This window comes from Mesorhizobium sangaii, from assembly GCF_014207355.1.
GTDB lineage: Bacteria > Pseudomonadota > Alphaproteobacteria > Rhizobiales > Rhizobiaceae > Mesorhizobium > Mesorhizobium sangaii.
In genome coordinates this window covers 24037-38419 of the sequence record NZ_JACHEF010000011.1, presented here as the reverse complement: position 1 = coordinate 38419, position 14383 = coordinate 24037, and the positions used below count along the sequence as shown (strand labels likewise).

The window sequence follows — 14383 nt, the reverse complement described above, 5'->3', positions numbered from 1 at the left end:
AATTGTCGAAATGGACGGGGTGCTGTGCACGATCAAGGTGGGGTCTGAACCGCCCCTTGACCGGCTGGAAGACCGTGGGCGCAACGGCTGCTCGGAACCGATGCCTCGGCGCGCCGCCGTTAGTAAGCACCTGTCCAGCATTCCCAGGACAACGTCTGATAACCGACATTTACGGTTGCTTTGTCGAGTCCTCGACACGGGACCGTTCGGCCTCCTGCACCTTGTTAAGCCATTGAATAATATGGAGAATGCTCTTTTTTAGGCTCTTTCTGCGATGTGGGCATGATTTTTGAGGCTTCCTTGTCGCGAGGCGTCAGGAGTTGCCGAACCGATATTCTCGTCGTGGTGACAATTCGTCGCCTGGCCCACCGGATGAGTGACGCCCGTGCCGGACGCGGGGTGCCGGCGGGCTGATTGGAGCGGGTCTTGAGTCACGCTTGCCTGCCGGTTCCCTGGGCGGCTATAGCGGAGCATATGCGTGAAGCTTACGTGCGATATATTGGACACTCGCCTGAGTAAACCCGACGTCATCATCGATGCGACTCTAGATAGACTCCGAAATAAGTTCGTTGATAGGCGCAAAAAACACCTAGGATATCCGTATAATCTCGACTTTGACGCCGAACCAATCTCTCAGTTCGGCGAGTTTCTAATTAATAACTTGGGGGATCCATATGTCGGATCGCACTATGGGACTGAGGTCTCTTGCGTAGAGCGCGAGGTGGTCGACTGGATCATGCGGGCCTGGGAATGTGGCGATCCAGAAGAATACTGGGGAGCCGTAGGCGCAAGCGGTACTGAGGGCAATCTGTGGGCCATATATCTTGCGCGAGAGACTCTTGGTAATCCGGTTCTGGTACACTCCAAAGAGGCGCATTATTCGGTCCCAAAGGCGGCGAAAATCCTCCGGATCGAGGCTTTGACGTGCGAGGCCGACCATACCGGCGCCATCTGTCCAGATGCTCTGCGCGAAGTCATCCAGGCAAATCGCCATCGCTGCGTCATTCTCGCATTGACCTGTGGAACGACCATGAAAGGGGCGCACGATGATATCGCCTCCTGCATCAGCGTTCTGGACCAAGTCGGGATCGATCCGAGTCGGCGCTTCGTCCACGTCGATGGTGCCCTGAATGCAATGGTCCTTCCCTTCGTCGATGGCTTACCGAGTGGTATCCGTCCCTCCTTCCGGCACGGGATCGATAGTATATCAACCTCGGGCCACAAGATGATCGGCACGCCGATGCCCTGCGGCGTACTCGTAGTCCGACGCGAACATGTCCGTCGAGTGGCCTCCACCGTGAGCTACTTGCGCTCGCATGATACTACCTTGATGGGATCGCGAAACGGCCACGCCGTTCTCGCGATATGGAACCGGCTGACGCGCCTCGGTGTCGCCGGTTTCCGTCATTTTGCCCGAACCTGCATCGAGCGTGCGGATGGCTTTGCGGGAGCACTACGCTCAGCGAGTGTGCCGGTATTGCTCAATCCGTGCTCCTTGACGGTTGTGTTTCCGAAACCGTCCGAGAGACTCGTTAACGAATACCAGCTCGCATGTCATGGCAACTGCGCCCATGCGATTGTCATGCCAAACGTCAAAGCTGTCTCATTGACCGCTTCGTCGGCGACTTTATCGCCGAGTGGCCCTGCAATTCTCGGCAAAAGGTGTTTTCATGAACGCTCATGTACAGACCCAGTATCACGGCATCGAAGCACCAAAGCGCTACATTCACTACCGCTTCGATCGATCCATCACTCATGAGATCAAGGCACTTGAGACTGACAATTGGCATGGCCCTCTTTACATCATGAAGGACTATGCGGTGATCGCCGCCGTCGCGTGGCTGGTCATTGGAGTAAGCTGGTGGTTCTATCCCCTGACTGTGATAGTCATCGGAGCGCGTCAGCGAGGCATCTCGACCATTTTGCACGACTGTGCGCACGGCGTGCTGACAAAAAATCGTGTGCTGAACTTCTTGCTCGGCACGCTGCTGACGGCTTGGCCCCTGTTTCAACGCCACTTCGCCTACAAGGAGTCCCACGTCCACAGCCATCACCCCTACCTGGGGAGAGCCGATGCCGACCCTGACCTGGGGTTTTTCATCGCGGAAGGTGTCTTCACACCCCAAACGGATCGCTCCTTTGTTTGGAAGATCATCATCTTGCCCCTGCTTGGATCGAAAACCTACGCCTATCTGAAGTACCTGCTCCGCAACAGATACCAAATGATCCTAGACACCCTCTCTCGCAAGGAGAGTTCAACGCGGGTGAAGCGCGAAGAGACGTGGCGTTACCTGTTCGATTGCTGGGGCTTTTACGCGTTCTGGGCTTGTGTCGTAACGCTCGCTCTGGCCTACGGCTGCTTCCAGGAATTGGTCCTTCTCTGGGTTGTCCCCTACCTCACCGCGTTTCATATCATCGGCTGGGTCATCGAGATGTCTGAGCATTGCAGCTCCATTGACAGCCGAACCGTGGACCTGGAAATGACCCGGAATCGCCGCAGCCGTCATATCGAGAAGTGGCTGACCGCGATCAACGGCGACAACTATCATCTCGATCATCATCTCGATCCAGCGACCCCGCTCTGGCGCTTGCCCGAAGCACATTCCATCCGCATGAGGGACCCCGTCTATGCGGCGCACTGTTCCGAAACGGGCGGTATCTTCCAGTCTGGCCCAAATGGCGAGCCTTCGATCCTGAAGCTGATCCGCGACCAGAACCGGAAGCGCTTCGTCGCAAGCGCGGGATTGCGGGCCTGAACGCTACCCATCGAGAACAATGTATCTCCGGAGAACTCGAAGTTGACCAAACTCCAGAAAAATGGCCCTGCAACACGATTGGATCCGACGCCGGCCCTTCATGCCGAGACGACAGTCCTGCATGGGGGCTATCGCTGTGATCCGGCGACATTGGCGACGACCGTTCCGATCTATCTCTCGAACGCCTATGCGTTCGAATCCATTGATCACGCATCGGACGTCTTCGATCTACGCCGCGAGGGACGCACCTATTCGCGGTTGATGAACCCGACGACGGATATATTCGAGCAACGTGTCGCGGCTCTGGAGGGTGGCATAGCCGCCTTGGCAACGTCCTCAGGACAGGCCGCGATTATGCTTGCGATCCTGAACATCGCCGTTTGCGGGGACAATATCGTGAGCTCCGCGCACCTGTATGGCGGGACAATCAATCTGCTCTCCAGCACGTTTCAGCGGCTTGGGATCGAAACGCGCTTCGTCGATCCGAGCGATCCCGAGCGCTTCCGCGAAGCCTCGGACCATCGCACGCGCTGTTGGTTTGCGGAAGGGCTTCCCAATCCGAAGCTCAGCCCCTTCCCGATCGTCGAAGTGGGGGCGATCGCGCATGAAGTCGGAATTCCGCTGATCATCGACAACACGCTGACCCCCCTCATTTCACGCCCTCTTACGCTTGGCGCGCATGTAACCGTGCAGTCCACCTCCAAATATATTTGCGGCCACGGCACCACGATTGGCGGCATTATCGTCGACGGCGGCACCTTCGACTGGGCTGCTTATCCCGAGCGCTTTCCGTTGATGACGCGTCCTGATATCTCCCATGGCAACATACTCTGGCTGGATGCTGCGCGCGATTTGCCCGGCCCGTATGGGGCCAGCCCGTTTCTGCTCAAGATGCGCAACACGCTCATGCGTGACTTTGGACCCTGCCCGTCCCCGTTTGCATCTTTTCTCTGCATCCAAGGCTTGGAGACGCTCCCTTTGCGAATGCCACGACATTGCTCCAATGCCCGGCAGCTCGCCGACTATCTCAAGGCGCAGCCTGGTGTAGTCGACGTGACCTATCCGGTTTTTGGCGGAACCGTCGAACGGCAACGCGCCGTGCAGAACATGGGCGATCATGGCGGCCCCATGATCATGTTCGAGATCGCTGGAGGTATCGAGGCCGGTGGCCGCTTTATCGAGCGCTTGCGACTGGCCTACCACGTCTCAAATATTGGCGACGCTAGAACACTCGCCACGCATCCAGCCTCGACGACTCATGCTTCAGTTCACCGCGAGGCGCGCCTTGCTGCCGGGTTCGTGATGGCACAATCCGCATCTCCGTGGGACTGGAGCATATTGATGATATCATAGCCGATATCGGGCAAGCCCTTGGGGGGGCCTGATTTGAACGCGATCCCAGATAGAAGTCCGGCGATCGTCGGTGTCGTTTCTTACCGCCAGACAGTAGACAGCGTGGGCTATGAGACGGTGCGCATCCGTTATCTCGAAGCCCTGCGTTCGACCGCGCGTGTTTTACCGCTCGTAATCCCAGGCGGACTTGAGGAAGAGAGTTTGCAGGCCTGCTTTTCGGTCCTCAACGGGGTGCTGCTGACCGGGGCGGAGTCGAATATCTCGCCCTCACTTTATGGGGGGCCAGAAGCTTGTCCAGAGACGCTTGATCTCGACCGGGACCGGACAAGTATTGCTGCTATCAAGATTGCTCTGTCGTCCGGCATTCCGCTGCTCGGAATCTGCCGTGGGTTGCAGGAACTCAACGTCGCGCTTGGCGGTACCCTCTCAAGTGACCTTTCGGAAGGTGAAGGTCGGATCACCCATGTGGAAGACCTCACACTCCCGCGCGACCTCCAATACGCCCGCTCGCATGCAGTCCTAGCTGAAGGCCACGGTTACATCGCCCAGTGCATCCGTCGCTCGCAAAAGAAACCGGTCCTGGTCAACACCCTGCATCGGCAGGGGATCGCGCGTTTGGCGGATGGCCTTGAGGTCAATGCGCGATGCGTGGACGGCGTCATCGAAGCCGTATCCGTAAAGGACGCGGCAACGTTTGCCGCCGCCGTGCAATGGCATCCTGAATGGTTTCACGCAGAGGATCCACTCAGCGTCGAAATCTTCCGTGCATTCGGCGAAGCCTGCCGCTCACACATGATAGCAACGAAGTCACAGCCATGAAGAATGCTTATTTGTCGTCGATCCTTGGGGCCGGTTTCGCCCTTCTCGCAGCTCTATCCAATGGAACCGTGGGGGTGCTTTCCTGGTCCGCCTTTTATGAAGGGCTCGACCCCACAGCGGTTGCATTCTGGCGTTGCGGCATTGCGCTTTCGCTACTCTCGATCGTCATCCTTTTGAGGTCTGGGGGCTTGGCTCGACTCCTCGCCGCTTTCACGGGATCGTGGAAGATCGCCGTCTGCTCTACGCTTGGCATCTTCACGCTTTATCATTTCGAAACGGAAGCTTTCGCCCTCGCGCCGATCCCACTTGTTGCCATCCTTGTTTTTACCGGCGGCCTTGGTGCAATCACGCTCGACATCCTCATACTTAAGGAAAGGGTGACCACGCGAAAGGCGTTCGCCATGACCATGGTTTTCCTTGGAGGCTACTTCCTGATTGCCGGCGACGGCATGATGGCTGGAAGCATTGTCGGCATCAGCCTCGCCCTTATCGCAGGGCTAGGCTACGCCAGCTTTATTTTCGCTTGGAAGTTCTTCAAGCTTCGCTCGTCCCTAGAAACTTTCTGGTGGTTCCTGGCTTATGGCTTTGCCATGCTCGCCGTTCCCTATGTCTGGAGCGGCGCGCCAATCCCGTCAGTGAACACCTTTCCAGCTTTGTTAGCGCTCGGGATTATCCCCTCGTTTTGCGGTTTCTACTGCACAATCCTCGCTCTTCAGCATATCGAGGCTTACAAGACGCAGGTTATCGAATCGAGTGAGCCATTCTTTTCCGCCCTCTTCGCAGCCGTGTTCTTCGGCGAATGGCTGACGGGTCCAGGAATGCTCGCGGCATTGGCCATCATTGTCGGTGCGTTGATCACATCCGTGCCTGAGCGCGGTGTCATCTCCATTCAAGTACGCCCAATTGGCGAAGGGGAGTAGGGCACCGTTTCCATTATTTCCAAGGACCAATATGCCTATGGACCGCGGGCGTGCTATTACGTGGAAGGATGGTCAAGATCGAGGTCGAGGTCGACACGCTGGAACAACTGGACAGCGCCTTGGCAACCGGCGTTCGACGCGCTTCTCCTGGACAACCTGTCGATCGAAGAACCGGCCGGGGCGGCGATGGTCGGCGGCCGCGCGATAACCGAGGCGTCCGGCGTGTGACCCAAGACAGCGCCGGCGATTCACAAACTCTGGTCAGCTTCTTTCTGTTTTCGACCTGCGATACAAATCCTCGGACAATAGGTCCTTAGCTCTGAGCCGTCGTATCAATGCCCGACCCGCCGCCCAACGACAAATCGCTCACGCCCTCCCGACGGCGCGCGGGATCGCGCGTCTTGTAGAGCTGCGCGAGGCCGGCGTAACCGCCGCTACGATGAGCCGTATTCAGACCGTGGAATGCAGGGCCGACACAAGGCGAACAACGCCTTTGGGTACGCGCCTTGCGGCCTCAGCCCGGCTATGGTTGGCGTCGAGCGGCACGTCGGAGAGCTGGTAGAGAACCGTGCAAGCCGGAGCACCTCCCCATCCCGTTCCAATCAACTTCCGAAGCCGGTGTGGCTGGCGATAACTCGGAAAGACTGAGCTCCCAAAACCCGACGGCACGCCGATCCGTATCGTGCGTTTCACCGAAAGTCTGCTCAACGACAGCGTCGAAATCCATGTCATCGGGGTGTGCCCGTAAAGGTCTTTGGGGTCGTCAAGACAATCGCGGACTGTTTCCGATATCGCAACAAGATTGGCCTGTCGGTGGCGATTGAGGGTCTCCAGGAAGCACTCCGCCAGCGCAAGGCAATAGCCGGCGAAATTGCTAGGCAGGCCGAGCAAGGTGGGGTTGCCACGGTGATCCGACCCTATCTCGAGCTGCCAATGGCTAAGGAGATCAAGAACATCGGTGCCTCGGTGCGCGCACGCCTTCTGCAATTCGCGAAGGCAAGTGGCCAGAGCTTCGACATGGTTTTGACCCGCTTCGCCCTCGAGCGGCTGCTCTTCCGGATCAGCCAGTCACGGCATGTCGACCGCTCGGCCATTTACAGACCGGGACAGTTTGCCCGCCGCTGGTTGCCCTGTTTCGCGGATTTTCGACCTGATGCGGCACCGCTGATCGCATGAGCCTATACCGCTTCCGTTCCGCTGCCAGATTTAGAGGGTGAGATCCAAGGCATTACAGAAGCCGGGTCTTCCAGTATGCAGGCCCGCTTGGCGAAGCTGATGAACGCCTGACGGACCACGCTGACCGGCTTGTAGCCGTCGTGCGCGTCGTAGCATGCTTTGAGTGCAGTCTTGTGGATCAAATCTCGACGGCTTTCGGGCCATCGTTCGAGAAAATCAATGGCGCCATCGACGCTGACAACTTCTCGCACAATGCAATTCCCGTCCTTCACGAAAACGGGGCTGCTGAATGTGGTGGCGTTCATCAAATGCCTCGAATTCTTTGAAGGGCTTGATTTCGTGAAAAGGCCGCTTTCAGCAACCATCGCAGAACGTGATGTCATGCAGATGACGGTGGAGAGGACGCTCATGCTCTTCCTCTGCCTTCGCCGTCCACCTTCGCCTGGAACGAGCCAGGCTCATCACAAAGGGATGCCCGCTCCCACCATGACGCTTTTGCAGAACTTGACGCACACAACGAGACAAAGTTCCACGCGGTATGAGTGGCCGTACATCAGACGGCAGCGATGGGTTTCGGATACCCGGGAAGGCAGTGCGCAGCCTCGAATGTGAAAGCCTGTGTAATTTTCACAGAAATTCCGGCCGCTATCCGCGTGGATTATTGGCGCCATCTTCGTCTCGATGGAACTGAGCCGCTCGAAGTGGCTGATTACATCTCTGTCGCCCGGCGGCGGAGAAAAGATTTCCAAGCACACGTTGGCCGGGGGCGACCTTGGAGGTTTGTTCGAACGCTTCGACTTTCTGCGGGAAGGCCCAGGCGCGCATGAGGCGAAGCTATCCGGTCATCGTGATCCAAGAAGCAGGCCTGGACGGGTTCTGACCACCGGGTTTTGGAAGGCGGGGATCGAGAGCCACGTAGTGGATCCGGCCTCCATCGCTGTCTCCCGACGAGCGCGGCGAGCCAAGACCGACAATATCGATGGCGAAGCGCTGGTGCGGGCTCTTTTGGCCTACAAAGCGCGGCGCGCCGGGGGTCGGCTCGATGGTGCGGGCGCCGAGCCGGGAGGAGGAGGATTGACGGCGCGTCCTTCGCGAGCGGAAGGCGCTGACCGCCGAGAGGGTCAGGCAATCAACCGGATCAAGGGCCTTCTGTTCGCCCCGGGGTGTCTGGTTACGAGCCCATGCGCCGGGGCCGCCGCGCCCGTCTTAGACGCTTCGCACTGGCGATGGTCGCGAGTTGCCCGGTTGCTTCAAGGCACAGGTCCTGCTCGAGCTCGACCAGCTCGAGCTGCTACTCGATCAGATCAAGACCATCGAGGCTGAAAGGGACGTATTGCTAGTCCGAGATCGAGCGGCAGCACCGGCAGCGATGCTGATGAAGCTCAGCGACGTCGGTGCTGAGTTCGGAGCCAGCAGTGCCTGTTCCGGAGCTTCGACAACCGACGCCAGGTGGCCGCCTACGCGGGCCTTGCGCCCACGCCCTGGTAGAGCGGGCAGATCGACCGGGAACAGGGCGTCTCCAAGGCCGGCCATCCCCGCCTCAGGATCACCCTCATCCAGCTGAGCTGGCTCTGGCTGCGCCATCAACCCCAGTTGGCCTCCCCTCTGGTTCAAAGAGCGGGTCCGCGCAACGGCGGCAGACTGCGCAAGCCGACGATCGTCGCCATGGCACGCAAGCTGTGGTGCTTTGGAAGTATGTCACAGCCGGCGTGGTCATTGAGGGCGAGGTCTTCACCGCCGCCCGAGACAATCGCCCGACACTCCCTTCGCCAGGACCTGATCAGTCCCGGCGGATCCAGGCGACGGACCGCTAGCTAACCATGGCTTCACTCGCCGACAATTAGAAGGGTCCCGTCTCCTGAGCCGACCGCCGCAAGCGGGATTGTGGTGCAGCCGCCCCGAGCGGCGACCGTATGTGAGGTGGATAGGTCTGCACGCAGACCGCGTCACCCAAAGGGCTCCGACCATGGATCCGCTCCAAGCTGGAGATTACGATATGCGATGACTACCCTGTTGACTCACCTAACCCCCATGTGAGGTAGCAACTGCAATCAGGACTCGCGCGCCTGCTAAAACTACGCGACGAGCGGCAAGGCCCATGATGCATTTTTGCTTCTACCTAATGCCGGATCAGTCCCTATGTCAGCATGGCGTTGTCGACCCGACGGTTTCACAACAGGACGACGCCTGGCAAATCGGCAACAGCCGAAAAATCTTGACACCAAACTAATTGCCATTATAGATGCACTTAACTCCAATATATGGCGTTAAGTGCTACCATGTTCACATTCAATATGACATCGCCGATGGAAATCATTGAAGGTGTCGCGGCGCGGATGAAGCGGCGACGAATTGATGCCAATCTTACCCAACGAGAGCTGGCTTCCAAGGCTGGAGTTTCCTACGGCTCCCTTAGAGTTTTTGAGGAGACCGGCAAGGCATCCTTCGAAGCTGTCGTAAAGCTCGCATTCGCTTTGGAAGCAGAAGCTGAATTTGAACGCTTGTTTCCTCCACGGCCGCCGAAGACACTTGAAGAAGTCGTTGGGCATCCGGCTAGGAAGAGGGTCCGCAAGAAATGAAGTTCAGGCCAATCAGAAAAATGAAGGTGATCCTCGATCTCGAGTGCTTGCAACGAGATCTCGGAACGCTTGCTTGGAGTTCCGAAGAACGGCGGGCTTACTTTGAGTATGCAGCCGAATTCACAGCCGCACCACTGCTGATTTCGCCGTTTCATCTCGGCGTAAAGGCAGGTCTTCTTCCGGCTCAGAACGAACCGTTCAATGGCCTGCATGGGCTCTTCAACGACAGCCTTCCAGATGGATGGGGACGCCTATTGCTGGATCGCCGCCTTCAAAAAGCGGGGATAGACTACCGCACGCTTACGGCCATGGACCGCCTTTCTGCGGTAGGGACTTCAGGAATGGGAGCATTGGCCTTCGTTCCTGAACTCCCCGATGACAAGCGAGGTAGAGACGACTTGGACTGGTTCGTTGAGCAGGTTGAGCTTGTTCAGAAGGAGATGGATACCGCTGAGATCGACGCGTTGCAGGGAGCTCAAGGCGGCTCCGCAGGCGCGCGTCCTAAGATCATGATCGGCTTGAATCCGGATCAGAACATCTTCGTGATTGACTACGGCCATCAATTGAAGCCTGGGCTCGAACGCTGGATGGTCAAATCACGTAGCTCCGACGACCCGATAGACATCGGCGTCGAGGAGCAAGCTTATGCGCTCATGGCACGTGCCGCCGGATTGGACATGGCTGATACGCGGGTACTGCAGACAAAAAAAGGAAATCGTCTGTTCGCGACGAAGAGGTTTGACCGCACACCGCAGGGGCGGCTGCATATGCATACTGCGAGCGGTCTCCTCTATGCCGACCATCGACAAGCATCGCTTGACTACGGCTCACTTCACAAACTGACGCATATGATGACGAGAGACAGCGCGGAGGTCCTCCGCATGTTCGCTCACATGGTATTCAATGTGTACGCACGGAACCGAGACGACCATTCGAAGAACCATGCATTCCTGATGGGATCGAATGGGCAGTGGAGACTCTCTCCGGCGTATGATCTGACTTTCTCGGCAGGCCCTGGAGGACAGCACAGCGCATCGATTGCAGGGGAGGGATCGAATCCAGGACGACAGCATCTGCTCGCCGTCGCCAAAGGCGCTTCCATTTCCGACCAAGAAGCGTTGAACGTGATCGAACGCATCCGCTCTGCTGTTGATCGCTGGCCACGGTTCGCGGACGAAGCAGGCCTCTCCAGAGCACGAACAAATGAACTTGATCTTGTCCTGAATGGACGAAGGCCTCAGCCTGCACAGACGCTACGCCGTGATACATCCCTCGACAACCTTGCTGTTTCCGAGCCCCTGCCCACCCGAAAGAAAACGCGCACCAACGATGACGAGTACGATCCCGGTGGCCGTCGGCGCTGATGTCCTGAAGGCATAGTTAAAACGTCTTAAGTGTTTGGTGGCAGTTGCTATCAAATGCACATACATCTGCCCTCGACGGTATTCTTAGTCGTCGTAACTTTCACCAAAATGTCAGGAACTTAACCATTTTCTGGTGACGTTTGCTACCTAATGCCGGAAAGTGTGGGTTTGAAGAGCCAGCCGCCGGCGTGGGTGGGCAAGGCAATAGGCGACGGCGGCCGCGGTATTCGCCTCCGAGTTCAGGCCCGTCCATCGGCTATGGAGTAAAGATACTTAAATGCGAAGCCCTTCAAAAAGCTCGGACGCTCCATTTTTGTATTCCGGTTATCTGCTCGACAGTCGTGGAGGCAAATCGCAGCTTCGTGGCTCTAGGAAGGAAAGCAAGAACATCGCGAAGCAGCTCTGACGCGGTCCATGCACGAACCTGCAGTCGGAGGCACCTCAACGTCTGCGTCACGTATGTTTGGACAGGGTGGTATCGCGCATTTACATGGATCTGATCACGTCAATCAGTGGATCATGCGGAAGGGCGGTCGATTCTAATTGTGCGCGCGAGAGTCTTTCCGTGATGTGAGAGGCTCGCTCGCATTTCGCGATCTGTAATTGCCAGCTCTAAGACCGTATCGCTGGCGAAAGCCACTCTTGATCTAAGTCGATCCCGTTCTTGATCCGTGTGAGGCGCTTTTGCCTTCCTCCGGGCCGAAGCAGCTTTCGAAATCATTGCATTCCCGGCAACTGGGCGCGGTGCATAGCCAAAAAACCTTGAGCCCCGCAGAGCTTGCGGTACTTCTTCCATTCCACGTTTTGGGTGTTGCCGCCGCCAGCGTGGGAACATGCGTGGCAAGCAGGCGGCTGAGCCAAGATCTTGGCAGCTATGGCCAGCCGCCGTCCCATGCTGATCAGCTTGCTGGTTATGCCCGCAGGGGGTGGAGGCGATGGCGATGAAGGGGTTCGCGAACAGCTCGTCCTCCGAGATCGGCGACCCGGCATTCTTCATCGGCAGAATCACATCCGCCTTGGCAGTGACGATCGCTCGTCGGACATCTGCTTGTAGCCCGAGAAACCCTTGCCCGTATTGACCGCTTGATGATGCCGTCGCCTGCTGTGTCGCTACCTGCGGCAAGGATCTTGCTGCCCTGTGGCGACAGCACTAACAGGATGCGCTTGCGCTCCATGATCGTGGCCGTCTGCTTTTCGGCCGCCTTCACCTTTGCATCCATCTCGGCCGCGAACTTTTGGGCTTGGCATCGACGCCGAGCTCTTGCCGACGACGCGGATCTTTCGAGGATGCCTTTATGGCGGTGGTGCCCCGGCAGCTCGATGAAGGGCCCGTTCGATTTCTTCAACACATCGGCCGCTTCTTTCGCGCCGCTGCCATGCAAGGCCAGCATGTTGGACGGATTGACCGACAGAACACCCTCCGCCGGCAGCTGACGCATGTAGGCGACATCGGTCACCTTCAGCGCGGCTTTCGGATAGTAGCTCGTCGAATTGCCAGCGACGAGATGACTTTCTTCGCCAAGCGTAGACGATCGCGGTGATGGAGCCGCCGATCCAGCGATCTGTGCCGGATCGGAAAAAACCGCTACGCCCTCATTGGCCTCGGCTGGCGAAGGGGCGGCCAGCAGAACGCCGAGCATCGGCGCGAGCACCGAGCGGAAATGAAAAGCAATGCGCATTGGTCTTACCTCACGCGGGGGTCGGGCTGGGAATGCGCGGCAGGCTCTCGGCCATGAACCGCCAGTCGCCGCGCTCGCGTTCGCCTTCCTGGCGCGTGCCGAAGAACTGGATGATCATCTTGCCGTCGGCGCCATAGGCTTCGAGAGACGTGACATGGCCGTCCCTGGTCGGCTTGCGCACGGCCCAGACCTCGCGGATGTGATGGGTCCTGAGATGCAGGTGGAAGGTCTCGTCGAGGACATTGATCCTGGACCCGATCGGCTTGACCAACTTGATCGGGCCGGAATGGATCTGAATGCAACCACGATTGCCGACAAAGCACATGATCGGCATCTCGCCATCGGCCACGCGTTGGAACATGGCGCCAACGGCATCATTGTCGAGCAGCCAGGCGTAATCCTGGCCGACCATGCGCATCGCCTGGCAGCGGCTGAGTTTCAGCGTCTTCAACATGTCGAAGAACTGATGCACGTCGGTCAGCCCGCTCCAGTGCTCCCGCAGGTTCTCGACCGCGGCGGCTTGGTCCGGGATCTCAGCGTCATCGTCGGCTCCGCTCGCCTTAACCGACACGATCGGCTCCTGGCTTGAGGATTCGAGTTCCGCCACCAGCTTCTCGTAGGCATAGAGGTTGGAGGCGGGCCTGAGATGCACCTTGTGCACCGCCTTGCCGGTGGCATCGAAGTATTGCAGGCTGCGGCGGATGTCGCCGCCATCGCGCTTCTCGACGGCGAAGCCATGCGCCCACACTTTCGGGAAGATGCGCAGGTCGATGTTTTCGCCGAGCACCATGGCATTGTGGTTGCCGGTGACGACCTTGTCATAGACGCCGATCTTCTCGTGCACGGCACTTTCATTGCACGTCAGCGCCATCACCTCGCCGACCGCTTCGAGGCCGGTCAGCAGGTCATTGACGCGCGGCTCGATGCGCACCGCGCCGAAACCGCAATGCGCCGCAACCAGTTCCGCTTCGGAAATGCCCAATTGGGCGGCGAGATCGCGCTCGCGTATATTCGGAATGTCTTCCCGCGCCCGCCGGATTTCGGCCGGCGAGCGTTCCACACGCTGGTCCATGTCGTCCACCTGCTTGTCTTCTGTCTGTTCACTTCCCTTGCTGATCCGCCTGCTTGTTGAGGATCAGCTGCCCTGCGGTGATCTTCAGCCGATAGAGCGCGCCGTAATGCTCGATCCCGATCGCGTGCTGGCCCAGAGTGCTGCTGGAAAGCGTGCGCATCGCCGTCGGCACCCGCTCGAAACCGGGCGTGCAGCTTGAACCGCGAGACGCTATGAGACCGACCGGCACATGCTGGTCTAATCCCATCTCAAGTCGGTCAATGGCCACCAGGCGGTGGTGAGCAATTGTGGGTATCGACGCCAATCGGCCGATGGAGCATTCGGTTTTCGCGGGCGGTGCTGCTTTCCCATAGAAAGCGGATCTGACCCAGACCTGACATGTTGCTTTCCTTCCTTCGTTCCATCCATCGCGAGGGACACCCACGAGACGATTATCGGCCGGCGGTTCTTGCCGCCTCGCCAAAGGGAGCCTCAAAAGTCGTGCCAATTGCGCCGAAGCAAGCTCAAGAAAAAATCTTCTACGTGCCACGCAACGGTTTACGTCAGAGGCGCAGGAACTCAGGCGGAGCAGTCCCGTGTCGCGGACTCGACAAACCCGACAGTACGGGTCGGCTGCCCGACGTCTTCCCAGCAATGGCGCACAAGATTCATCGCAGTGTTAGAGA

Annotated in this window: 10 protein-coding genes and 8 pseudogenes; 11 read left to right on the top strand and 7 right to left on the bottom strand. The window is 58.3% G+C overall.

The features are described from left to right. Positions 1 to 478 precede the first annotated feature (478 nt). From HNQ71_RS35955 to HNQ71_RS35180, 6 genes and pseudogenes are all read left to right on the top strand, one after another. Positions 479 to 1759, top strand: coding sequence for a histidine decarboxylase (locus HNQ71_RS35955; RefSeq protein ID WP_210334133.1), 1281 nt, complete (start codon positions 479 to 481; stop codon positions 1757 to 1759). After that, positions 1671 to 2756, top strand: coding sequence for a fatty acid desaturase family protein (locus HNQ71_RS32230; protein WP_184878120.1), 1086 nt, complete (start codon positions 1671 to 1673; stop codon positions 2754 to 2756). Before HNQ71_RS35955 ends, HNQ71_RS32230 begins: the two co-directional genes overlap by 89 nt. A 78-nt stretch (positions 2757 to 2834) precedes the next feature. Continuing rightward, a pseudogene (locus HNQ71_RS32225) lies at positions 2835 to 4141 on the top strand (O-acetylhomoserine aminocarboxypropyltransferase/cysteine synthase family protein). Position 4142: 1 nt separating this feature from the next. Continuing rightward, positions 4143 to 4928 (top strand): gamma-glutamyl-gamma-aminobutyrate hydrolase family protein, encoded by a 786-nt coding sequence (locus tag HNQ71_RS32220; protein ID WP_184878118.1) that lies wholly within the window; start codon positions 4143 to 4145, stop codon positions 4926 to 4928. Next, positions 4925 to 5848: a DMT family transporter gene (locus HNQ71_RS32215; RefSeq protein ID WP_184878116.1), complete on the top strand. Its 924-nt coding sequence runs from the start codon at positions 4925 to 4927 to the stop codon at positions 5846 to 5848. The genes HNQ71_RS32220 and HNQ71_RS32215 overlap by 4 nt, the downstream gene beginning before the upstream one ends. A 62-nt stretch (positions 5849 to 5910) precedes the next feature. Continuing rightward, a pseudogene (locus HNQ71_RS35180) lies at positions 5911 to 6070 on the top strand (carboxylating nicotinate-nucleotide diphosphorylase); the annotation flags it as partial. A gap of 229 nt (positions 6071 to 6299) precedes the next feature. Here HNQ71_RS35180 and HNQ71_RS35950 read toward each other — a convergent pair. Next, positions 6300 to 6450 (bottom strand): annotated as a pseudogene (locus HNQ71_RS35950) (transcriptional regulator); the annotation flags it as partial. Between HNQ71_RS35950 and HNQ71_RS35945 the strand changes: the two are divergent. Then, a pseudogene (locus tag HNQ71_RS35945) lies at positions 6449 to 6775 on the top strand (type IV toxin-antitoxin system AbiEi family antitoxin domain-containing protein); the annotation flags it as partial. The pseudogenes HNQ71_RS35950 and HNQ71_RS35945 sit on opposite strands and share 2 nt — an antisense overlap. A 6-nt stretch (positions 6776 to 6781) precedes the next feature. Next, a pseudogene (locus tag HNQ71_RS32210) lies at positions 6782 to 6934 on the top strand (nucleotidyl transferase AbiEii/AbiGii toxin family protein); the annotation flags it as partial. 92 nt (positions 6935 to 7026) lie between these two features. Here the strand turns inward: HNQ71_RS32210 and HNQ71_RS32205 are convergent. After that, the gene (locus HNQ71_RS32205; RefSeq protein WP_343068304.1) at positions 7027 to 7434 is read right to left on the bottom strand and encodes a DUF982 domain-containing protein; all 408 of its coding nucleotides are present in this window, start codon (positions 7432 to 7434) and stop codon (positions 7027 to 7029) included. 108 nt (positions 7435 to 7542) lie between these two features. Next, a pseudogene (locus HNQ71_RS35170) lies at positions 7543 to 7655 on the bottom strand (6-pyruvoyl trahydropterin synthase family protein); the annotation flags it as partial. Between HNQ71_RS35170 and HNQ71_RS32200 the strand changes: the two are divergent. From HNQ71_RS32200 to HNQ71_RS32190, 3 genes and pseudogenes are all read left to right on the top strand, one after another. Next, positions 7648 to 8766: pseudogene (locus HNQ71_RS32200) on the top strand (IS110 family RNA-guided transposase); the annotation flags it as partial. The pseudogenes HNQ71_RS35170 and HNQ71_RS32200 sit on opposite strands and share 8 nt — an antisense overlap. A 564-nt stretch (positions 8767 to 9330) precedes the next feature. After that, positions 9331 to 9603, top strand: coding sequence for a helix-turn-helix domain-containing protein (locus HNQ71_RS32195; protein ID WP_246462267.1), 273 nt, complete (start codon positions 9331 to 9333; stop codon positions 9601 to 9603). Then, positions 9600 to 10967, top strand: a complete 1368-nt coding sequence (locus HNQ71_RS32190) for a type II toxin-antitoxin system HipA family toxin (protein WP_184878114.1) — start codon at positions 9600 to 9602, stop codon at positions 10965 to 10967. Before HNQ71_RS32195 ends, HNQ71_RS32190 begins: the two co-directional genes overlap by 4 nt. A 612-nt stretch (positions 10968 to 11579) precedes the next feature. On the opposite strand, the pseudogene HNQ71_RS32185 reads toward HNQ71_RS32190, so the two are convergent. From HNQ71_RS32185 to hemP, 4 genes and pseudogenes are all read right to left on the bottom strand, one after another. Then, a pseudogene (locus HNQ71_RS32185) lies at positions 11580 to 11833 on the bottom strand (nitrogen fixation protein NifQ); the annotation flags it as partial. Positions 11834 to 11878: 45 nt separating this feature from the next. Beyond that, the gene (locus tag HNQ71_RS32180) at positions 11879 to 12646 is read right to left on the bottom strand and encodes a TroA family protein (RefSeq protein ID WP_184878113.1); all 768 of its coding nucleotides are present in this window, start codon (positions 12644 to 12646) and stop codon (positions 11879 to 11881) included. Between the two features lie 10 nt (positions 12647 to 12656). Then, the gene (locus HNQ71_RS32175; protein ID WP_184878111.1) at positions 12657 to 13718 is read right to left on the bottom strand and encodes a hemin-degrading factor; all 1062 of its coding nucleotides are present in this window, start codon (positions 13716 to 13718) and stop codon (positions 12657 to 12659) included. Between the two features lie 28 nt (positions 13719 to 13746). Further along, positions 13747 to 13878, bottom strand: coding sequence for a hemin uptake protein HemP (hemP, locus tag HNQ71_RS32170; RefSeq protein WP_246462261.1), 132 nt, complete (start codon positions 13876 to 13878; stop codon positions 13747 to 13749). Between the last annotated feature and the right edge of the window lie 505 nt (positions 13879 to 14383).